Raw genomic sequence first — 21,662 nt, 5'->3', positions numbered from 1 at the left:
TACTTCATCTCCATTAGTTTTTATCTCATTAATTATAAATAAAAGATGTGGAAAAGTAGTAAAAAAAATTTAATTTAAAAAATATCAGTGGTTTTCCACGTATAATATTTTTTTATTTTTTTATAAATCCCCTATTTTTACTGGATAATTATATCTTTTTCCACATTATTAACATTTTTTGTAATTTAAAACTTTTCTTCGTGGAAAACAATTTAAATGTAGATTCTATTGGTTCCTTTTTATTTTTTTGTTATAATCAATATAATTTAATACTATAATATATTTTCCTATATATACTAGAAATATGGTCTGGTGTCTCTACAGTTAACCCTAAATTAATTACTATAGGTCTTAATTTATTTTTAATTTGTTAAGACCGTGTTTCTTTTATTCAATTTTGTATTAAATCTTTTGGAGGAGAAAAATATGCAAATTAAAAAATCTTATACTTTTGATGATTTATTATTAGTTCCACAAAAATCAGATATTTTACCTTATCAGATTGATTTAAGAACTAAAATAACAAAAAATATTGAATTAAATATTCCTTTTTTATCTTCAGCAATGGATACGGTTACTGAATCAAAATTGGCAATTACAATTGCTCGTGAAGGTGGAATTGGGATTATTCATAAAAACTTATCAATTGATGACCAAGCCGCAGAAGTTGAAAAAGTAAAACGAAATGAATCAGGTTTTATTATTAACCCAATTACTTTGAAACCAACAATGACTGTTCAAGATGCTGAAAATATTATGGCGCAATATCGTATTTCAGGATTACCAATTGTTGATGAAGAAAATAAATTGTTAGGGATTATTACAAATCGTGATATTCGAGCTTGTCATGATTTATCAGCACCAGTTGCTGATTTTATGACAGTAAAAAATTTAATTACGACTCATGAAAAAATTAATTTAGAACAAGCAAAAGAGATCTTATTAAGTAATCGAATTGAAAAGTTGCCAATTATTAATGATAAAAACATTTTAAAAGGATTAATTACAATTAAAGATATTAATAATCGTGATGAATATCCTAATGCTTGTAAAGATAACCAAGGACGATTACGAGTAGGAGCAGCCGTTGGAATTGATGAAACCACCTTGTTGCGGGTTGAAAAACTTGTTGGCGCTGGTGTTGATGTGATTGTTGTTGATTCTGCCCATGGTCATAGTCAAGGAATTATTGCTATGGTTAGTAAAATTAAAAAAGCTTTTCCAACACTTGAACTTATTGCTGGGAATGTTGTTACAGCACAAGGAGCATTAGATTTAATAGCTGCTGGTGCTGATGCTATTAAAGTAGGAGTAGGACCAGGAAGCATTTGTACAACCAGAATCGTTGCTGGGGTGGGAGTTCCCCAGATTACAGCTATTAATGATGTTTATGAGGTTTGTGGGCCAAAAGGGATTCCTGTTATTGCTGATGGTGGAATTAAGTATTCTGGTGATGTTGTTAAAGCTTTAGCAGCCGGAGGAGCTGCTGTTATGATGGGATCAGTTTTTGCAGCAACTTTTGAAGCACCTGGTGAGGAAATGATTGTTGAAGGTAAAAAATATAAAACATATATGGGAATGGGTTCTTTAGCAGCAATGAAGAAGGGAAGTGCTGATCGTTACTTTCAAGATAAGAACCGTAAATTAGTACCCGAAGGAGTTGAAGGTCGTGTTTTATTAAAAGGAAAACTAAGTGATATTCTTTTCCAATTTATTGGTGGTTTACGGAGTGGTCTTGGTTATTGTGGTGCAAAAAATATTGCAACATTACAAAAAACAGCACAATTTGTTGAAATTTCAAATAATGGTTTAAAAGAATCACATCCACATGACATTGCAATTACGAAAGAACCACCAAATTACACAAAATAAGATTAATCTTTAAAACCTGATTTTTAGCAAATCAGGTTTTAAAATATCTAATATTTTTTTTAAAAAATGTTATTTTAATTGATATTTTTTTTAATTCATATATTATTTATATGATGTCTTAATATCATAAGGAGGTGCTAGTAATGAAAAGAACATGACAACCAAGTAAAATCAAACATAAGCGAACACATGGTTTTCGAGCAAGAATGGAATCAGCTTCAGGCTGTAAAGTTTTAAGTAGAAGAAGAGCGAAAGGAAGAAAAGTATTATCAGCTTAATTTAGTTGGTGACATACTTTATTTTTCTATTTGTGTAAAAATGTGAAAAAAAAATTTATTGTTAAAAAGAATTATGAATTTCAAAAGATAATAAATAATCGTTCTTTCATTAAAACTAACACTTATTTTATTTATTTTAAAAAAAATGATCTTAATTATCATCGGTTTGGAATATCCGTTGGTAAAAAATTAGGAAATGCTGTTGTTAGAAATAAAGTAAAAAGACAAATTAGAGCTATCCTATCATATGACTTTTCAGCTACAGAAGGTTATGACCAAATCATTATTGTTAGAAAACCATATTTTAGTAATAGTTATTTAGTTAATAAAAAAATTTTATTAAATCAAATCAAAATGTAAAAAGGAGGCGTAATAGTGAACTATCGTGATTATATTTTCTTAGATGGGAAAAGAACACGGAAACCTTGATATTCAATTGCCTGGAAATGAACAAAATTAATTTTGTATCTTTTTTTAATTATATCAATGTTGTGAGGCTGTGGACAAATGATGGTTCCTAAGTTTGGAACAGCGCAAATTTTAGATGTTTCTGGCCAAAGAGTATATAAACCGGGAGTTTTCTTTGAAATTATTTTAGGAAAAACTAACGTTGGAAAAGAACACTTTTTTCATTTTGAAAATGGACAATTATTTGAATACCCTTATTTAGCTATTAGAACATGGGCTGATGCTTTTGTAAAAACAACATCACCATTTTATGGATGTTTTGTTTTCCCAGTTGCTTGAATTTTAGTTAATTTAATTTATGGGTTTGGTGGTTTAGACAATGGTGCTGGGATTATTGGTGCACTTTTTTTAACTTCGTTAATTGTTCGATTAATTACTTTAATGTTCAGTTGAAAAGCCCAGCGGAATCAAGACAAAATGCAGTTGATGCAAATTAAGCAAGCAGAAATCCAAGCAAAATATAAAGGTTCAAAGGATCCTGCTGCTAAACAAAAACAACAAATGGAAATGATGCAGTTATATCGGAAGGAAGGAGTTTCTCCGTTATCAACGATTGGTTCTTCGTTTTTATCAATTCCATTTTTAATTGCGATGTATACTGTTGTACGAGTAACCCGAGAGTTAAAAATGGCAACAATTGGGCAAATTTCTTTGATTGAAAAGCCCTGAGACATGATTACAAGTGGAAATTATGTTTATTTAGCGCTATTATTTGTTTATTTACCAATCCAAGTTCTTTCAATGATTTTACCAACGATTTTAAATTTTCGTAAAACAAAAGTTATTACTAAAGAGCAGAAAAAAGCTCGTAAACGTCAGTTTATTATGCAAGGGGTAATGATTATTGTTTTCTTTGTAGTTACAATTTCGATTGCGTCAGGGGTTGCTATTTATTGGATTTTTTCTGCGGTAATTCAAATTTTACAAACTTTAGGATTTCATTTCTTACGAGTTAAAAAGCGAAGCAAAAAAAATAAAAATAGTGGATCAGGATGACAAAAAATTAAAAATTTATTTGTGCATAAACTAAAGTTATCAACGGTTGGCAACGCAGAAGTTATTGAAGTAGCAAAAACAAAGCCAACAAAAACAAACAAAACTAATAAAGTTTTTTATAACCCAATAAAAACAAAACCAAAAAAATCAAAATTCTCTTTACATAGTAAGAAAAAAAATAAAAAATAGTGTTTTTTGTTAAAGAATTTAAATCACAAAAAAATTTAAAGAATTTTTAAATAATTCATCCGAATCATATTTTTATAAGACAGAATTATTTACAAAAAAATTTTTTTTGAACGATTACATGTAACTTTTTTTTTGAGATTGATGATATTATTTCTTTTTGTGAAGAGCGTTTAAAAATTATTATTGAAGATATCTTATTATCAAAAGATTATGAGATGTTTTTTTCATCTCATAATAAACAAATTCTAATTATGTTAGATGTTAAAGATTTAACGCTTAATATTAATATTTTTGAATTTATTTTTATTTTAGAAAATCTATTACACACATATATTAGTCGAAAATTTCAAAATAATTTTAAAATTATTATTGTTTTTAACTATAACGAATCAATTCTGTTTGAAAGTCTTCGAAAAATAGTTAATAAAGTTTTGTTATCACAAAAAGATTATATTTTACCAGTTATGAACAAAAATCAGCGTAAATTAGTACATAAAAGTATTTTAAAGTTGCAACACTTAATTTCAAAATCAATTGGGCCAGAAAATGCCCGTCAAATCGTTATTAAGTGTACTAATAAAAAATAATGATTATTTTATTTTTTTTTTAATTTTGATATAATTTAACAAAGCAAAGAGGAGTTTCAAAAAATGTTTGAAGATACAATAGTTGCCCCAGCAACAGCAATGGTGAAACAAGCAATTTCAGTTATTCGTATGTCAGGGTCTGATAGTTACAAAATTATTAATAAAATTTTTTCAAAAACAGTTGTTCCTAATGGGAACCAAGTTTGCTATGGTTATTTAACTGAAAATGGCGAAACAATTGATCAAGTTATTTTAGTTTGTTTTGAAAGTCCAAATTCGTTTACTGGCGAAGATATCATTGAAATTAATTGTCATGGTGGTGTTTTAGTTACTAATAAAATTATTAAGTTATTGTTAAAAAATGGAGCACGGTTAGCTAATCGAGGCGAGTTTTCCCAACGAGCTTTTTTAAATGGAAAACTTAATTTGGTGCAAACAGATGCGATTAACGATTTGGTTAATGCAACAAATGATACTAGTGCTAGAATAGCTCTAAATAATTTACAAAATAAAAACACGCATTTAATTAGTGCTTATCGTGATGAATTGTTAGATATTATTGCTAACATTGAAGTAAATATTGATTATCCAGAGTATGATGGAGTTGGTGATTTAACAACACAAGAATTAAATCAACGGTTACTTGTTTTAGAACAGAAAATTAATGATTTAGTTAAAATCAGTAAAGTTGGTAAAATTATTAATGAAGGAATTAATGTTTTGATTCTTGGTAAACCAAACGTTGGGAAATCGTCGTTGTTAAATGCTTTAATGAACGAAGATAAAGCCATTGTGTCTGAGGTACCAGGAACAACAAGAGATATTGTGGAAGGAAAAATTAACTTAGGACCACTAACACTGAACATTATTGATACTGCTGGATTACGTGAAACAGTTGATAAAATTGAACAAATCGGAATTGAAAAAGCACGACAACAAGTTGAGAATGCTGATTTAGTTTTAGTTGTTGCAGATAATTATTTAAATTTAGTTGAATTAGATGTTGGTGTTAAAGCGTTAATTGAAAATAAAGAGTATTTATTAGTTCTCAATAAAATTGATTTACTTAATGTTAATAAGTCCAACTTAGATAAACATTTAGTTGGGATTTCTGCTTTAAATCGAGATACTAAAGCGTTAATTGATAAGATTTTAATATTATATAATACTGAACATCTTATTAAGGATGATCAGTTGGTTCTATCAAACATAAAACAAATTTCTTTGTTAGAGAAGGTAGCAAATTCAATAAAAAATGCATATAATAATACTACGAGTGGATTTCCAGTTGATATTATTAATGTTGACTTACATGAGGCTTGGGAAATATTAGGTGAAATTCTAGGTGAAAATTATGAAGATGATTTATTGACAACAATTTTTAGTAGATATTGCCTAGGAAAATAGGAGGAAAATATGCAAGGAATCTTTGATACACATTGTCATTTAATGTCACATGAATATGAAAACGAAGAGACTTCAGCAATAATTGCTGATGCAAAAATAAGTGGCGTTTATTGGCTTAATAATGTTGGGTATAATTTAAAATCTAGTAAAGCAGCAGTTCGCCATGCAATGCAATATGATAATGTTTTTGCAACAATTGGGATTCACCCAACTGGTGTTGCTGAATATGGCGTGACAGATTTAACAAAATTAGATCAGTTATTAAATAGTGATAAAGTAATTGCTGTTGGCGAAATTGGTTTGGATTATTATCATAAAAATGTTTCACCAGATTTACAAAAACATTGATTTATTAAACAACTTGAATTAGCAAAGGAACATAACCTTCCTGTAGCAATTCACTGTCGTGATGCTTATGAAGATTGTTATGAAATATTAACAACACAAAAAATCGAAAATGGTTTGATGCATTGTTATAATGGAACAATTGAAATGGCAAAAAAATTTTTAGATTTAGGATTTTATCTTTCATTTGCAGGAAATATTACTTTTAAAAATGCCGAGCAGTTACGTGAAGTTGCTAAAATGGCACCGCTAAATAAAATTTTGGTTGAAACAGATGCACCATATTTAACTCCTGATCCATACCGTGGGAAGAAAAATTATCCTAAATTTATTATGTATACAGTTAAAAAACTAGCAGAATTAAAAAGCATGCCCGTTGAAGAAATGATTCGTATTACAAATAAGAATGCCCGTAAATTATTTAATCTTGAATAATTTTTAAATTAAATAACAAAAGTTGAAATAAAAAATATTAGATTGCTCTAATATTTTTTTCATTTTAATTTATTTTCTTTTTTTACCTAATGATGATAATAATCCTTTTTCTTGGAAATTATACAAACCATTTTCAATATTTTTCTTAATTGTTTTTTCAAAGATTTTTGTTCCTTCAATAACACAATTTAATGGATCTGAAGCAGTTTTTGTTGGTAATTGGAAGATATCAAAGAAGTATTTATCAATATTTCTAATTAAGGCTCCTCCACCACAAACTGTAATCCCGTTTTTCATAATGTCTCCTGCTAATTCAGGTGGTGTATTTTCTAATAGTTCAATTACTAAGTCTGTAATTTTAGAAAATGCATTTAATAAGACATTTCTAATTTCTTCTGAAGAGATTTTTGCTTCTTTTGGTAATCCTGAAACAATATCACGTCCATAAATTTGCATTGATCTTTCGTTATGGTATTTAACTAATGAACCAATAAATTTTTTAACATCTTCAGCTGTTTTTTGTCCGATAGCAATGTTATATTCTGAACGAATGTATTTACGAATATCATCATCAAAGTGGTTTCCAGCAATTTTAATTGATCTTGAAACTACGATATCACCTGATGAAATAATAGCTAAATCAGTTGTTCCTCCACCAATATCAATAATTAAGTGTCCTTGAGGTAATTCAATATTAATTCCTGCTCCTAAAGCACCCATTTTAGCTTCTTCTTCGATAATAACTAATTCAGCACCCATTTCTTTAGCAACATTTTTTAAAGCTTCTCTTTCCAATTCTGTAACTCCACTTGGACATGCTAATAATACAATAGCATTTTTTCAAATGTTCATCATTTTCATTCTTGAAAAGATGTGTTTTAATAAATCTTGTGCAGCTTCCATGTCTGCGATAACCCCATCTACTAATGGTGTTACCATTCTAATATCTCCGTGTGTTTTTCCAACCATATCATAGGCAGCTTTTCCTAAGGCAATTAAACTATTAGTTTTATTGTTATAAGCCATTAATGATGGTTCATTGTAGACTACACCTTGTCCTGAAACATATGCTAAAACATTAGCAGTTCCTAAGTCAAGAGAAATAAATGGTCTAGTTTCTGGTCTCACGTTTTTTTCCTCCTTAACGATTTAATAACTATTCATAGTTATATTAATAATAACTTATTAATAGCCATTTTAGTAATTTAATTCTTTTACATGCATTGATTCTAATCTTAAGATATCAAAGATGTCTGATTCGAATTTTTTAGTTCCATTAATAACGGCTAATAATGGTTGTTCACCGATTTTTGATGGTAATTGTAATGTATCTGTAAAGTAACGGTCAATTCCTTTAATTAAGGCTCCACCACCACAGATTGTAATTCCATTACGGAAAATGTCTCCTGCTAATTCAGGCGGTGTTTCTTCTAACACTTGTACTGTTAGGTCAATAATTCTTGACACTGGTACTTTTAATACTTCTCTGATTTCTTCAGGTGTTACTTCGATTTCTCTTGGTAATCCTGAAACTACATCACGTCCATAAACTTTCATTCTTCTTTCATCAGGATATTTTGATAATGATCCGATTTCAATTTTAATTTGTTCAGCTGTTTTTGATCCAATTTCTAGACCATATTGTGAACGGATGAATTTTTGTACTTCATCGTTTAAGTAGTTTCCAGCAACTTTAACTGATTTAGATAATACGATATCTCCTGAGGCCATAACAGCAATATCTGTTGTTCCTCCACCCATATCAACAACTAAGTTTCCAGCAGGTTTGTAGATATCTACACCTCCACCTAAAGCAGCCATTTTAACTTCTTCTTCAACAAAAACTTTAGATGCTCCTAAGTTCATTGCAATTTTTTTCAATGCAGCTTTTTCTAATTCAGTAATAACTGATGGACAAGCTAATAACATAATTGAATGTTTTAATTGTTTTGTAATACGTAGTTTTGTGAAAATATATCTTAATTGTGCTTCTGTTGCACGAATATCTGTAATAACTCCGTCAACCATTGGTCTAACAATACGAATTGACTTGTTTCCTTTTCCAATCATTTTGTAAGCTTCTGCACCTACAGCAATAATTCTGTTTTCTTTAATTTTGTAAGCAACAATTGAAGGCTCATTATAAACGATTCCCGAACCTGAAACATATACTAATGTATTAGCAGTTCCTAAGTCCATAGAAACGAAAGCTGGTTTCTTTGTGCTATTATTAAATAAAGCCATGTAATTTTGTCCTCCTGTTTCTTCTTGTTTTATTTAGTTAGATTAATATATTTAATTAATCAGTAAAAATGAATTGCAATTCTATATTTGATTGTAAATAAAGAATACAATACGAATTAATTATAACATATTTTTTTAACTTTTTTTTAAAATTATTTCCATAATTAGTTTTAGTAGCGATTAGTGTTAACGTTTAACGTAACAACAAAAGTAGGGGACATAATTGTTAAAATTCGAATTAAAGTATTAACTAAATTTTTAATTCGTTGTTTTGCTTCTTCAATTGGCAAAAAATATGGGACTAATTTTAAATATTTAACTTCAACAGTTTCTTTATAAAAAGTAGTATATTTGCTATTTATTGTTTCAATATATTTTTCAATATCATTTGTTGTTTTATATAAATATTCTATTTTAATAGCTGATTTCTCACGACTATATTGATATTTAAAAATTTGGCTGTTTTCTAAAATCATAATTGGATTATAGATTGTCATGTAGATAAAAAAAGTTTTTAAATCTGTAATATTTATTTTGCCAGTTTGAATAGTATTAATTGTGTAATAAAATCAATTACTATCAATTTCTTCAATATTTGTTGTATTAGGATAAGGCCAGGCAATGCCACTATTATTATTTAGTAATTGATTCCATGGTTTATCAGTATTCATGTGTCCTGATGAAGTTAAAACTTGTTGAATAAATCAGTATGAAAAATAAGGCTCATTAATAGTTTTATCGGTATTAAAAACTTCTCCAAATATTGGTTGATCCGTTTTTGAAGTATAACTTCAACTTGCAAATGATTGACGAATTCTAACATCAATTGTTGAACAACTAACAACAGCAGTTGCTGTCGATGTTGTAATTGTTAATGCTGTTAAAAATAATAGTAGTTTTTTCATTCTTGTTTCATTTGACACCTTATATAATGTTATTTTATCATTTTTATAAAAATTATTGTCATTGTCATAAAAAAAAGATAAACATTTGTTTATCTTTTTTTTTTATTTTCTTCAATTAATCCATCTCTAATTTTTTTCTCATATGCAATGCAACCATCAATAACAGATGTTTCAGCATTTTTAGCAACACGAACTGGAATTTGGAAATAATCTGATAAAAATTCTTTAATTCCTGCAATTTGTCCACAACCACCAGTAACTATAATACCGTTGGCTACAGCATCTCCAGCTAATTCAGCAGGTGTTTGTTCTAGTACTTCAGTTATTAATTGTGTAATTGATGAAAAAACACTTATTAATAACTTTCTAATTTCTGAATCTAAAATTTCAGCTTCTTTTGGCATTCCTGTGACAACGTCTCTTCCAAAAATGATCATTTTTTTGTTTTCTTTCATTTTGTATAATGATCCAATTTGTTTTTTAATTTGTTCTGCTGTTACAACTCCAATTAAAATTGTGTGTTTAGCACGGATATATTTTAAAATTTCTTCATCAATATAATTTCCAGCTGTTTTAATTGATTTACTTTCAACAATTCCGCCAGCTGAGATAATAGCGCAACTTGTTTTTCCACCACCAATGTCTAAAATAAAAGTTCCTTTTGGTGCAAAAATGTTTTCTCCGGCTCCTAGAGCAGCCATTAATGAATCTTCTTCAATTTTAACAAAATCTGCACCAATATTTTTACACATTTTGATTATTGCTCGTTTTTCTAACTCTGTAACATTTTTTGGACACGCAATTAAAACAATAGCATTCTTTCATAAGTCAGCCACCTTTGCTTTTTTCCCTATTTGTTGAATAAATTCTTCAGCAATAGATAAGTCTGTAACTGCTCCGTTACGTAATGGTGTATAAATTTCAATTCTATCATGAGTTTTTCCAATTAACTTTTTAGCATCATCTCCTAATGCAATTAGTTTATTGGTTCCAATTTCATATGCCATTACGGATGCTTCGTTGAAAATAATACCTCTCCCTGCAACATAAGCGATCGAATTAGTTGTCCCCAAATCTATAGCGATAAATTTACGGGGTGGCTTTGGTGAGATGTTGAATGTATTTTTCAATACGTCTGATATTGCCATCTTTAAAATGTCTCCTTCCATTTATTGCTTCGTTAAAAACATAGCAATAATAAATAACATAATAATTTTCTTAAATATTAAATCCCTTAAATTGTAACAAAAAATTCAATATCAAATAATTTTATTATATAAAATCCAGAGTAATTTGCAATTAAAAATAGCATTTTTTTTGCATTTTTTTTTGCATTTTTTTTATTTTACTCTCTTTTTTAGAAAAAAAGTACATTTTAATATACTTTTAATTTTTATGCAATTTTATATTCATTTGCTTCTAACAATTGAATTCTTTCAATTACAGCACCTAAGTTTTTTTCATATGTTTTAGCGCCATCAATTACGCACATTAATGGGTCATTTGCAGCTTTTACTTTTAATTGGAAAATTGATTCAAAATATTTAACAATTCCACGAATTAAAGCTCCTCCGCCACAAATTGTGATTCCATTTCTAATAACATCTCCCGCTAATTCAGGTGGTGTTTGTTCTAACACTTCAACTAACAAGTCTGTGATTCTTGAGAATGGTGCTAATAAAACGTTTTTAATTTCTTCGGGTTTAATCATTACTTCACGTGGTAGTCCAGTGATAATATCACGCCCAAAGGCACGAACGGGTTTTTCATTAATTATTTTAACTAATGCTCCAATTTCTTTTTTAATTTGTTCGGCGGTTCTAATTCCAATTAAAACATTATACTCGGCACGAATGTATTTTTGAATTTCTTGATCTAAGTGTTTTCCAGCAACTTTAACTGATTTTGAGATTACAATATCACCTGCTGAGATGATTGCTATATCAGTTGTTCCTCCACCAATATCGATTACCAAGTTTCCTTGTGCTAATCCGATGTTTAAACCAGTTCCTAATGCTGCTAATTTAACTTCTTCTTCAACTAAAACGTGACTTGCTCCCATATCTTTTGCAATTGCTTTTAAAGCACCACGTTCTAGTTCTGTAACTCCACTTGGGCACGCTAATATTACTAGAGAATTTTTTCAAATTCCTGATAATTTTAATCTACTAAAAATGTGTTTTAATAAATCTTGGGCAGCATCCATATCTGAAATAACTCCATCAACTAATGGTGTTACCATTCTAATGTGTTCATGTGTTTTTCCAATCATTTTGTATGCTTCGTTTCCTAAGGCAATTAATGAGTTACTTAAGGTGTCATATGCCATCATTGAAGGTTCGTTATAAACAATTCCTTGTCCTGAAACATATGCTACTGTATTAGCTGTACCTAGGTCTAAAGCTAAGAACGAGTAATCTTTTCCAAATTTATAATTAGCCATATTTCTTTTGCCTCCTACTCCTATATTTAAAATTTATCATTATTTTAATATAACAATCTAGTATAATTATACTATAAAATTATGATAAATTAAACCAAAAAGATTTTTATGGGGGAAAAGGCAACAGTGGGAACATTCATTATTGTAGAAGGCAAGACAGATGCAACAAAATTGAAAAGTATTTTTCCGGACCTCAAAATCATTGAAACTGGTGGGAGTGGAATTACAACAGAAAAGCTAGAATTAATTAAAAAAATTAGTTTATATAATAAAGTGATAATTTTTACTGACCCTGATCATCCTGGTCAAAAATTACGTCAGATGATTAGTGATTATTTAGATAACAATTGTATTCATGCTTTTATTAATAAGACCGATGCAATTAAAGGAAAAAAAGTAGGAGTTGCTGAAGCTTCTACGTTAGCAATTAAGAATAGTATTAGTAATCTAATTACATTTAGCAACACAGTTGGTGATAGTTTATTATGAAGTGATTATATTAATTTAGTTGATTCAAAATTAAGACGTCAAAAAATTATCAATTATTATAATTTAGCACCCACTAATAATAAAACAACATTTAAGTGTTTAAATTATATGAATGTGACAAAAGATGATTTAATTAAGATTTTAGAGGAGAAATAAGGATATGAAAAAACAAAATCAGGAAATGTGAGTAGAAGGGATTATTGCCAAAAAAAGTAAAGGCCAAAATTTTTTAACAAATGCTTATTTTATTAATAAAATTGTTGATAGTGCATTTGAATTTCCAAAAACCAATATTTTAGAAATTGGTCCGGGGATGGGGGCTTTAACGAATGAAATTTTAGCAAAAGCAAATAAATTTATTTGTGTTGAAATTGATCCAGATTTAGTAAGGTATTTAACAATAAAATTTAAAAATCAAAATTTAAAAATCATTGAAGCAGATATTTTAACCCTTGACTTAGAAACTTTATTTGCAACTGAATTTTCAGATAATAATCCAATTAGTATCATCTCAAATATTCCTTATTATATTACTTCACCGATTATTTTTAAATTATTAAAAATAAAGAACCCAAAGGTAAAAGAAATTATTTTAATGATGCAGAAAGAAGTTGGTGAAAGAATTATGGCTCAACCAAATTCAAAGGTGTACAATAATCTTTCTATTGTTTGCCAATTTTATAGTGATATTGAAAAAGTTTGTTTAGTTGGACGAAATAATTTTGTTCCTGTGCCTAAAGTTGATAGTGTTGTTTTAAAATTTAAATTAAATCAAAAATATCCTGATTTAAAAAATGAGGAAGATTTTATTAGCTTTATTCGAGCCATGTTTGCAACAAAGCGAAAAACAATTTTAAATAATTTAGCAACTATTTTGCATGACAAAACATTAGCACAAAATATTTTATTGAAATTAAATTATGCTTTAAATTTAAGATCAGAAAGTTTAACCTTAAATGATTTTTATATATTATATAATGAAGTTAAACAAAATGAGAAAGAAGGTTAATAATGCAAATTAGGTCATATGGTAAATTTAATTTAACATTAAAAGTCTTTCGTAAGAATCAATGAAAAAAAATGCATCGAATTCAAAGTATTATTTTTCCTTACAAATTAGAATATGATATGGTTGAGGTTCTACCTTATCAAGGTAATCAAACAATCTTTACTTGTAATAAGAAAGAACTTGATTGAAATAATAATACTGTTTTAGACGCTTATCATAAGTTTGTTACAGTGTTTCCTAAATTTAAAACAATTCCTTTACATATTAATTTAATTAAAAATACAACAATTGGCTCAGGGTTAGGGTATTCTTCTAGTAATGCTGTTGCCGTTATTAAAATAATTTGTAATTTTTTTAAAATTAATTATTATTCAAAAAAAGTTAAAAAATTAATTAAAAATCTTAATTCAGATGCCTTATTTTTTTATTTAGAAAAACCAGCAATTATTTCTGGTTATGGTAATAGAATTACGTATTTAACATCGAACCAAATTAAAAAATATGAAATTCCTAATTTTAAAGTTATTAATTCAAAAATTTCATCAATTACAAAAGATGTTTATGAAGAATTTGATCATAATTATCAATATTATAAAGTAAAGAAAAATACTAATATCTACTATAATATGCTGCAACAACCCGCTTTTAAAATTAATCCAAAGCTAAAAAAATTTTATATGACATTAAAAAAAGAACACTACAATGTGATGCTATCGGGCAGTGGTGGTGCTTTTTTAGCATGATAATATAGTTTTAAAGTATATTTTAAAATTAATTTAGGCTATAATTTAACATAAATGAGGAGATTATAAAATGAATAAAGTATTGTTAATTGATGGAAATGCTTTACTTTTTAGAGCGTTTTATGCTACGGCTTATAATGGTGAAATGTTAAAAAGTTTAGACGGAACTCCAACTAATGCAGTTTATGCTTTTGCTAATATGCTAAATAAAATTTTAAAAGTAAATAATTATTATAGTGTTGTTGTTGCTTTTGACAAAGGAAAAAAGAACTTTCGCCATGATTTATTAGCTGATTATAAGGATGGTCGCAGTAAAACACCAGAGGAATTAATTGTGCAATTTCCAATTGTAAAAGAATTTTTAGATAGTTATCAGATTCCGTATTTAGAACAAGAAGGGTATGAGGCTGATGATTTGTTAGGATGTTTGGCACAACAAGCAGAAAAAGAAGATTTTTATGTTGATATTTTTTCAAGTGATAAAGATTTATATCAATTAATAAGTGATAAAACAAATATTTTAGTTCCGCGTCAAGGCGATACTGCCGATGTCATTGATGAGATGGCTTTAGCAGAAAAATGAGGAGTTAAACCATTACAAGTTCCTGATTTAAAAGGATTAATGGGAGATCCTTCTGATAACTTAAAAGGAGTTCATGGTGTTGGTGAAAAAACAGCAATAAAATTAATTAAAGAATATCATTCAATTGAAAACCTATATGATAATATTGATAAAATTAAAGGGACATTACAACAAAATTTATTAAATAATAAAGCAGATGCGTTATTATGTAAAAAAGTTGCCACAATTTTTTGTGATATTAATTTAAGACAGTTTGCATTTACTCCATTTCAACCAAATTATGATGCTTTAATGCAATTTTATTTAAAATATAATATGAATTCTTTTATAACAAAATTATTTAGTAACAAAGATGATTTTCAAAATTCAGAGTTACAAGTTGAAATTATTGAAGAATGAAAAGAAGGATATAATGAGGATAATACTACTATTTATTTAGAATTATTTGATGAAAATTATCATTTTTCAGAAATCATTGGCTTTGGAATTGTTAATTCCAAAGGAGTTTTTTATTTTGATTATATTCATGCTAAACATGACAAATTATGGCATCAGTTTTTACATGATACAAAATATCAAAAAATAACTTATCATGCCAAAAGTTTAATTGTTGCTTTAGCTCGGGACAACATTATTGTGCAAAATATTAGTTATGATATGATGCTAGCTGGTTATGTTTATAATTCTAATGCAAAAAATACGCTAGATACTTACATTAATTTATTTGAAAAGAAACAGATTTTAACTGATGTTTTATTTTATGGGAAAGGAGTTAAAAAACAAATCCCAGCTGATATTATTAAACTAAGTCAGTTTATTGGGGAAAAAGCATTTTATATTAATAAATTGCAGCCAAAGATTATTAAATTATTAAAAACTAATCAACAATATGATTTATATTATGATATTGAGTTACCAACAGCTTTTGCATTAGCACGAATGGAAATCAATGGGGTAAAAATTGACCAACAAGAGTTAACGACTCAAACATTACGAATTGAAAAAATTGTTCAAGAATTAAATAATGAAATTAACGCAATTGCCCAAAAAGAAATTAATCCTAATTCGCCAAAACAAGTATCAGAATTATTATATTGTGATTTTTCTTTGCCTGATCGAAAAAAAGGATCAACAGCGCAGGAAGTTTTAGAGGAAATAAAGGATACTCATCAAATTATTCCTAAAATTTTAGATTATCGGAAGTATCAAAAATTATATTCAACATATCTAAAAGGGATGGAAAAGTATATTTTTAATGATGGTAAAGTGCATACGATTTATAAACAAACGTTAACAAATACGGGTCGCCTTTCTTCAGTTGAACCAAATATGCAAAATATTAGTATTCGTGATGAAGTTCAAAAAGAGGTTAGAAAAATATTTGTTGTTTCAGCAACAGATAATATTTTATTATCATGTGATTATTCACAAATTGAATTAAGAATTTTAGCTCATATGTCAAAAGATTCAGATTTAATTATGGCTTTTAATAATAATGAAGATATTCATACTAATACGGCAATGAAAATTTTTAATTTGCCAAAAGCAGAAATTACGTCTAATATTCGTCGTATCGCTAAAGCTGTTAACTTTGGGATTATCTATGGAATTAGTGATTTTGGATTGGCAACTGATTTAAATATCCCTGTTTATAAAGCAAAAGAAATTATTAATAATTATTACCAACAATTCCCTACAATTAAAGCGTTTATTGATAGTCAAGTTGAGTTTTGCAAACAAAATGGTTACGTTACAACTATTTTTAATCGAAAACGATATGTTCCCGAAATTAATGATCGTAACTATATGCAAAGAGAATTTGGAAAACGAATTGCAATGAATATGCCAATTCAAGGCAGTGCGGCAGATATCATTAAGATTGCCTTAAAAAACATTGATCAAGAATTTTTTAAATTAAATTTAAAAGCAAAAATAATTGCACAAATTCACGATGAATTAATTTTTGAAATTCCACAAAATGAATTAGCACAAGTTAAATCAATTGTTAAAACTTTAATGGAAGATTCAACGGTGTTAGATGTTAAGTTATTAGTTGATATGAAAACAGGTTTAAGTTGATATGATTTAAAATAAAATTAAATGATATCAACATTTTTTATGCCATAATTTTTATGATTTCGATTTTGGCCATAATTTGTTGTAATTTGGCATGGTAACATTCCTAAATATTCCATTCCCATTTTAATCATTGCTCGTTCTGAGTTAGTGTTTTCAACATCGCATTCAGCAAAAATTCATTTTAATTTCATTTTTTTAAAAGCTAAGGCAATAACTACTTTCCCGGCTTCAACAATATAGCCATTTCCTCAATATTTTTTATTAACAATATAACCCATTTTTGCATTTGGCATAATTGGATCTAAGCGTAAATCAATAATTCCAATCATTTGATGGGTATCTTTTAATTCCAACCCTCATTTATCTAGTGGTTGGTTTAAAAAGAGTTGCGCAATTATGTTTTCTGTTTCCATAATAGTTTGATGGGGTCCTCATTCTAAAAATTGTATGTTTTCAATATCTTTGCTATATTCAAAAATATTATTAGCATCTGCAAGGGTGATTGGGCGCAGAATTAGACGTTCAGTTTCAATAATTTTATTCTGTTCTAAAATTAAATGATATTGTTGCATAATAAGTGGTTCCTTTTTCTAAATATTATATCTAAAAAATAGTTTTAATATATTGTTTTTAAATAAAAATTAAAAAATACTAATTATTTATTAGTATTTTTATTATATATTTTATTTTTCTAGCAGTTTTTCAATTTTACTGGTATTAAAATTTTTATTATATATTTTTTCAAAATTAACTTTAAATTTTTGTGCAACAGTTAATAAATTTGCTTTTTCAATCAATAGTATTATTGATTTTTTCAAAATTCGTAATCATTTTATTTGTTAAACTAATAAATTTCTTTTCTAAACTATTAAAAATTATTGTCTGAATTTCATCCACATATTTTGTGATATCTTTAGTTTTGATTAATGCAAGGATATTTTGATAAACAATTGGTAAATAAGTATTACAAATAAAATCAATTGTTTGTTGGCGAAAATCTAAAATTCATTGGGCATAATATTCGTCAGAAACATCATTTATAATTTCTCATTCTTCATTTAGAGCTTCTAAATTAGGAATAATAAAGTAATTAGTAATTTCTGAAAAGATATTTGTTATTAATAAAAAGTCAGTATCAATTAAATAACTAATTAATGATTGATACTTTTTATCGCTTGCTTTAACTAACATTTCAATAATATTTGTATAGTCACTTTCAAAAAGATCCAAATTAAAAACAATTTTTGTTTTTAATGCTTTAACTTCATATTTATTTGTTAAATTAGTAAAATATTTGGTGTAAAAAGGGCGATTAAGTGACTTTTCTAATAATTAATAAGTGACGATGGTGATCGTTGGGTTTATCAACAGTTATTTTACGATCAATTGTTCGTTCTTTTTTAAATTTTGCACTTCTAATTCGATATAAAATTGGGACATAAATAGCAATTACAAAGATTATAATAACACTAATAACTAAGATAATAATTCCTCATTCTGGCATATTATCCCTTCTAACTCTTAATTGTATTATATCTTAATGTCTTTAAATTAATGTATAGTATAATATACATTTTGAACAAGCTAGTTTTAAATTTTTTATCATAAATTTATAATTTCTATTTATATATTCACAGTTGAAAAACATTGTCCTATTTTATAAGACATTTTATTAATTATTTAGACAATTTCCTTCATCATCGGTTGTTGTACATTGTGATTGGAACATAATAAAGATAATATTTTCAACAGTTTTTGTCTCAACATTATATATGGCAAACGCTCCGTCTTGTCAAGGACCATTTTCTTTTTTGAATGTGCCATTGTTTCCTTGATTCATATGAATATCGTGGACACCATCAATTGGATTACCATAGCCCATTCCTCAAATTCCAATTCGATATTTTGAATTGTTTAAAGCAGGCGAAACAATTTGTTTAAATAAAGTTTCTAGTTCACTTGTTTCTTCATCCCCAATATATGGCAAAATAGTGATATAACGATAATCAAATAAATTACCTTTTAAATAATCTAAGCAGTAACCATCTTTTCCTGTTGTCAAATTCGAATGAACAGTATCATCTAAAGCAAAACAGCGGTCAACAATATCGTTTTGATAATTTTGCTTAATAAAATATAAAACATCATGCGGTTTAATTCGTGAACGAACATTAATGTTGACAGTATACGATTGATCATTTTTATCAGTAATTTCTAAATTGAAATGAGGATTCCCTCTTATTGTCGGATGATAGTTGGTTAAATTTCCTTTTAAAAAAACATATTTATTTTCTTTCATAATTAATCATTTCCTTTCTATGATTTTATAATCTAAATGTTATCTATAAAAGATATCTTTATTTTATGCAAAAAGCAATTGAAATACCATTAATAATAATTTATATCAAATTAATTGCATATTATTATAAACAATTGCGTAATTATTTGCTTTTTAATTAATGTTCTTAAACTAGCATCTTGATTTTTATAATATATAAAAATAAAATTAAGTTATTGATAAGAAAGAAGGAACAATATGCCAGAATTACCAGAAGTCGAAACAGTTCGCCGAATTTTAACAAAATATGTCGTGGGGAAAACAATTACTGATTGTCAAATTTTTTGAAATAAAATAATAAAAGCTCCAATTGATTCAAAAGTTTTTATTAAAGAAGTTGTTGGCCAAAGGATTAATCAAATTGATCGAATGGGAAAACATTTACTTTTTATTCTAGATGATTATGTTTTAATTAGTCATTTAAGAATGGAAGGAAAGTATTTTTTTACAAAAAAAGATGAACCAGGTGAATGACAACATATTATGGTTTTATTTGAACTTGACCATCAATTTCAATTACGTTACCATGATACAAGAAAATTTGGGACAATGCATTTATATGATAAGAGTGATTATTTGCAACAAGCACCATTAAATAAATTGGGGTATGAACCATTTGATGAACGCATTACTGTTTCATATTTAAAAAATGCTTGGCAAAGCAAATCACAACCAATTAAGACAACATTATTAGAACAAAATGTTATCGTTGGAATTGGTAATATTTATGCAAATGAAATTCTATTTGCATCAAAAATTCACCCTGGTGAAAAAACCAAAAACTTAGCTGATCAAGATTATCAAAATATTATTGATAATACAAAAATTGTGCTTCAGAAAGCAATTAATGAAGGTGGAACAACAATTGCTACTTATCATTCTGAACCAGGAATGGATGGGAAATTTTTTCAGCAGTTAAAAGTACATGGTCGAAATAAATTGGAGTGTGTTAATTGTAAAAATCAAGTTGATAAAATTTTTGTTAATGGTCGAGGAACTTACTATTGTAATTATTGTCAAAAATTAAAATAAAAAAAGACATTCCTTTGATAAGGAGTGCCCTTTAGAAAAACTATGAAAAAACTATTTACTAACGGATACATATTTTTGGGTATTACCTTTTAGGAGGCCCATCCGTCAGGTAATGATAAGTTCTGTTTGTTTACTATATGTTGCCATATAGTAATTTCATAATAACATAGGATTTTGAAGAGTGAGTAAAATTTTAGAGAATTATTACTTTTTCTAGTTTTTTTGGTAAATTCAATAAAATTAAGAAAATGCTTTGTTTTATAAGATTTTTAAAAATAAAAAGTTTATAATAATAACGTGAGATTTTATATTTAGAAGGGAAAAAAATATGGGACAAAAATATCATAAAAAACTAGTTAATGCTAGTGAAATGATTAAAAAAGCACATCAGAATAAATATGCGGTTGGCCATTTTAACATTAATAATCTAGAATGAACCAAAGCGCTATTAGAAGTGGCACAAGCAACAAATACCCCAATTATTTTAGGTGCTTCAGAAGGAGCAATTAAATATATGGGAGGTTATAACTTAGTTGTTGCAATGGTTAACGCGTTATTAGACTCGTTGGAAATTACGGTTCCAGTAGCCTTACATTTAGACCATGGTCAATCAGTGGACAGTTGCAAAAAAGCAATTGATGCTGGTTTTTCTTCAGTGATGTATGATGGTAGTCATCATCCATTTTTTGAAAATATTACAAATACAAAAGAAGTAGTAGCTTATGCGAAAGCAAATGCTGTTTTGGTTGAAGCTGAAATTGGAACAATTGGTGGCGAAGAAGATGGTGTTGTTGGTGCTGGTGAAATTGGTGATCCGAAAGAAGCAGCTGAAATGGTTGCAACAGGGATTGATTTCTTAGCAGCAGGAATTGGGAACATTCATGGGCCATATCCAACAGGATGACCAGGATTAAATTTTAAAGCGTTAGAAGATATCCAAGCTGCTGCTAAAATTGGAATGGTTTTACACGGTGGAAGTGGTATTCCGCAAGAACAAGTTAAAAAAGCAATTTCATTAGGAATTAGTAAGATTAATGTTAATACTGAATTACAAATTGCCTTTGCTGCGGCAACAAGGCAATATATTGAAGCGGGAAAAGACAAACCGGAAAATGGGAAAGGGTTTGATCCGCGTAAATTATTGAAACCAGGTTATGAAGCAATCAAAGCAACATTTGATGAGTTAACAACATGATTTGGTTGCAAAGGTAAAGTTTAGG

Annotated in this window: 22 protein-coding genes and 1 riboswitch; of the genes, 13 read left to right on the top strand and 9 right to left on the bottom strand. The window is 27.7% G+C overall.

Annotation, left to right across the window (positions count from 1 at the left end):
• Nucleotides 1-267 precede the first annotated feature (267 nt).
• Nucleotides 268-365, top strand: a riboswitch (purine riboswitch).
• A 61-nt stretch (nt 366-426) separates the two neighbouring features.
• The 7 genes from guaB to ACOBWH_RS08860 all read left to right on the top strand — a co-directional run bounded on the left by guaB (nt 427) and on the right by ACOBWH_RS08860 (nt 6,577).
• Entirely contained in the window at nt 427-1,872 is a 1,446-nt protein-coding gene (gene guaB / locus ACOBWH_RS08890) for an IMP dehydrogenase (RefSeq protein ID WP_424526542.1), read from the top strand.
• A 143-nt stretch (nt 1,873-2,015) separates the two neighbouring features.
• The gene (rpmH, locus tag ACOBWH_RS08885; RefSeq protein WP_424526541.1) at nt 2,016-2,150 is read left to right on the top strand and encodes a 50S ribosomal protein L34; all 135 of its coding nucleotides are present in this window, start codon (nt 2,016-2,018) and stop codon (nt 2,148-2,150) included.
• Nucleotides 2,151-2,192: 42 nt separating this feature from the next.
• Nucleotides 2,193-2,510 (top strand): ribonuclease P protein component, encoded by a 318-nt coding sequence (gene rnpA / locus ACOBWH_RS08880; protein WP_070407237.1) that lies wholly within the window; start codon nt 2,193-2,195, stop codon nt 2,508-2,510.
• 15 nt (nt 2,511-2,525) lie between these two features.
• The gene (gene yidC / locus ACOBWH_RS08875; RefSeq protein ID WP_424526540.1) at nt 2,526-3,803 is read left to right on the top strand and encodes a membrane protein insertase YidC; all 1,278 of its coding nucleotides are present in this window, start codon (nt 2,526-2,528) and stop codon (nt 3,801-3,803) included.
• A gap of 251 nt (nt 3,804-4,054) precedes the next feature.
• On the top strand, nt 4,055-4,390 hold the full coding sequence (locus ACOBWH_RS08870; protein ID WP_424526539.1) for a R3H domain-containing nucleic acid-binding protein: 336 nt from the start codon (nt 4,055-4,057) through the stop codon (nt 4,388-4,390).
• A gap of 63 nt (nt 4,391-4,453) precedes the next feature.
• On the top strand, nt 4,454-5,797 hold the full coding sequence (gene mnmE, locus ACOBWH_RS08865; RefSeq protein WP_424526538.1) for a tRNA uridine-5-carboxymethylaminomethyl(34) synthesis GTPase MnmE: 1,344 nt from the start codon (nt 4,454-4,456) through the stop codon (nt 5,795-5,797).
• A 9-nt stretch (nt 5,798-5,806) separates the two neighbouring features.
• Nucleotides 5,807-6,577 carry a TatD family hydrolase gene (locus ACOBWH_RS08860; RefSeq protein WP_424526537.1) on the top strand — a complete coding sequence of 257 codons (771 nt, stop codon included), beginning with the start codon at nt 5,807-5,809 and terminating at the stop codon, nt 6,575-6,577.
• A 69-nt stretch (nt 6,578-6,646) separates the two neighbouring features.
• Here ACOBWH_RS08860 and ACOBWH_RS08855 read toward each other — a convergent pair whose 3' ends face one another.
• From ACOBWH_RS08855 to ACOBWH_RS08835, 5 genes are all read right to left on the bottom strand, one after another.
• Nucleotides 6,647-7,705 carry a rod shape-determining protein gene (locus ACOBWH_RS08855; RefSeq protein ID WP_424526536.1) on the bottom strand — a complete coding sequence of 353 codons (1,059 nt, stop codon included), beginning with the start codon at nt 7,703-7,705 and terminating at the stop codon, nt 6,647-6,649.
• A gap of 69 nt (nt 7,706-7,774) precedes the next feature.
• Nucleotides 7,775-8,821: a rod shape-determining protein gene (locus tag ACOBWH_RS08850; RefSeq protein ID WP_424526535.1), complete on the bottom strand. Its 1,047-nt coding sequence runs from the start codon at nt 8,819-8,821 to the stop codon at nt 7,775-7,777.
• 170 nt (nt 8,822-8,991) lie between these two features.
• Nucleotides 8,992-9,726, bottom strand: a complete 735-nt coding sequence (locus tag ACOBWH_RS08845) for a lipoprotein (RefSeq protein ID WP_424526534.1) — start codon at nt 9,724-9,726, stop codon at nt 8,992-8,994.
• An 89-nt stretch (nt 9,727-9,815) separates the two neighbouring features.
• Nucleotides 9,816-10,874, bottom strand: a complete 1,059-nt coding sequence (locus ACOBWH_RS08840) for a rod shape-determining protein (RefSeq protein WP_424526533.1) — start codon at nt 10,872-10,874, stop codon at nt 9,816-9,818.
• A gap of 245 nt (nt 10,875-11,119) precedes the next feature.
• The gene (locus ACOBWH_RS08835) at nt 11,120-12,169 is read right to left on the bottom strand and encodes a rod shape-determining protein (protein ID WP_424526532.1); all 1,050 of its coding nucleotides are present in this window, start codon (nt 12,167-12,169) and stop codon (nt 11,120-11,122) included.
• 108 nt (nt 12,170-12,277) lie between these two features.
• Here ACOBWH_RS08835 and rnmV point away from each other — a divergent pair, with 108 nt between their 5' ends.
• The 4 genes from rnmV (at nt 12,278) to polA (ending at nt 17,087) form a co-directional block, all read left to right on the top strand.
• Complete coding sequence (rnmV, locus tag ACOBWH_RS08830) at nt 12,278-12,814, top strand: ribonuclease M5 (RefSeq protein ID WP_424526531.1); 537 nt, start codon at nt 12,278-12,280, stop codon at nt 12,812-12,814.
• 4 nt (nt 12,815-12,818) lie between these two features.
• A complete protein-coding gene (gene rsmA / locus ACOBWH_RS08825; protein WP_070407226.1) occupies nt 12,819-13,667 on the top strand; it encodes a 16S rRNA (adenine(1518)-N(6)/adenine(1519)-N(6))-dimethyltransferase RsmA in 849 nt (282 codons plus the stop codon).
• 2 nt (nt 13,668-13,669) lie between these two features.
• On the top strand, nt 13,670-14,413 hold the full coding sequence (locus ACOBWH_RS08820) for a 4-diphosphocytidyl-2C-methyl-D-erythritol kinase (RefSeq protein ID WP_424526530.1): 744 nt from the start codon (nt 13,670-13,672) through the stop codon (nt 14,411-14,413).
• A 67-nt stretch (nt 14,414-14,480) separates the two neighbouring features.
• The gene (gene polA / locus ACOBWH_RS08815; protein WP_424526529.1) at nt 14,481-17,087 is read left to right on the top strand and encodes a DNA polymerase I; all 2,607 of its coding nucleotides are present in this window, start codon (nt 14,481-14,483) and stop codon (nt 17,085-17,087) included.
• Nucleotides 17,088-17,089: 2 nt separating this feature from the next.
• Here polA and ACOBWH_RS08810 read toward each other — a convergent pair whose 3' ends face one another.
• The 4 genes from ACOBWH_RS08810 to ACOBWH_RS08795 form a co-directional block, all read right to left on the bottom strand.
• A complete protein-coding gene (locus tag ACOBWH_RS08810) occupies nt 17,090-17,644 on the bottom strand; it encodes a GNAT family N-acetyltransferase (protein WP_424526528.1) in 555 nt (184 codons plus the stop codon).
• Nucleotides 17,645-17,825: 181 nt separating this feature from the next.
• A complete protein-coding gene (locus ACOBWH_RS08805) occupies nt 17,826-18,263 on the bottom strand; it encodes a hypothetical protein (protein WP_424526527.1) in 438 nt (145 codons plus the stop codon).
• A 121-nt stretch (nt 18,264-18,384) separates the two neighbouring features.
• Complete coding sequence (locus ACOBWH_RS08800; protein ID WP_424526526.1) at nt 18,385-18,576, bottom strand: hypothetical protein; 192 nt, start codon at nt 18,574-18,576, stop codon at nt 18,385-18,387.
• A gap of 168 nt (nt 18,577-18,744) precedes the next feature.
• Nucleotides 18,745-19,371, bottom strand: coding sequence for a DUF2278 family protein (locus ACOBWH_RS08795; protein ID WP_424526525.1), 627 nt, complete (start codon nt 19,369-19,371; stop codon nt 18,745-18,747).
• A gap of 237 nt (nt 19,372-19,608) precedes the next feature.
• On the opposite strand from ACOBWH_RS08795, the gene mutM reads away from it, so the two are divergent.
• Both mutM and fba read left to right on the top strand, forming a co-directional pair.
• A complete protein-coding gene (gene mutM / locus ACOBWH_RS08790; RefSeq protein WP_424526524.1) occupies nt 19,609-20,442 on the top strand; it encodes a DNA-formamidopyrimidine glycosylase in 834 nt (277 codons plus the stop codon).
• Nucleotides 20,443-20,770: 328 nt separating this feature from the next.
• Nucleotides 20,771-21,661 (top strand): class II fructose-1,6-bisphosphate aldolase, encoded by an 891-nt coding sequence (fba, locus tag ACOBWH_RS08785; protein WP_424526523.1) that lies wholly within the window; start codon nt 20,771-20,773, stop codon nt 21,659-21,661.
• The last annotated feature ends 1 nt before the right edge of the window (nt 21,662 follow it).

Origin of the sequence: Spiroplasma endosymbiont of Glossina fuscipes fuscipes, from assembly GCF_049669535.1 — a bacterium.
Taxonomy (GTDB): domain Bacteria; phylum Bacillota_I; class Bacilli_A; order Mycoplasmatales; family Mycoplasmataceae; genus Spiroplasma.
Note: the sequence above shows the minus strand (reverse complement) of the source record. Positions and strands in the feature narration are given on the sequence as shown.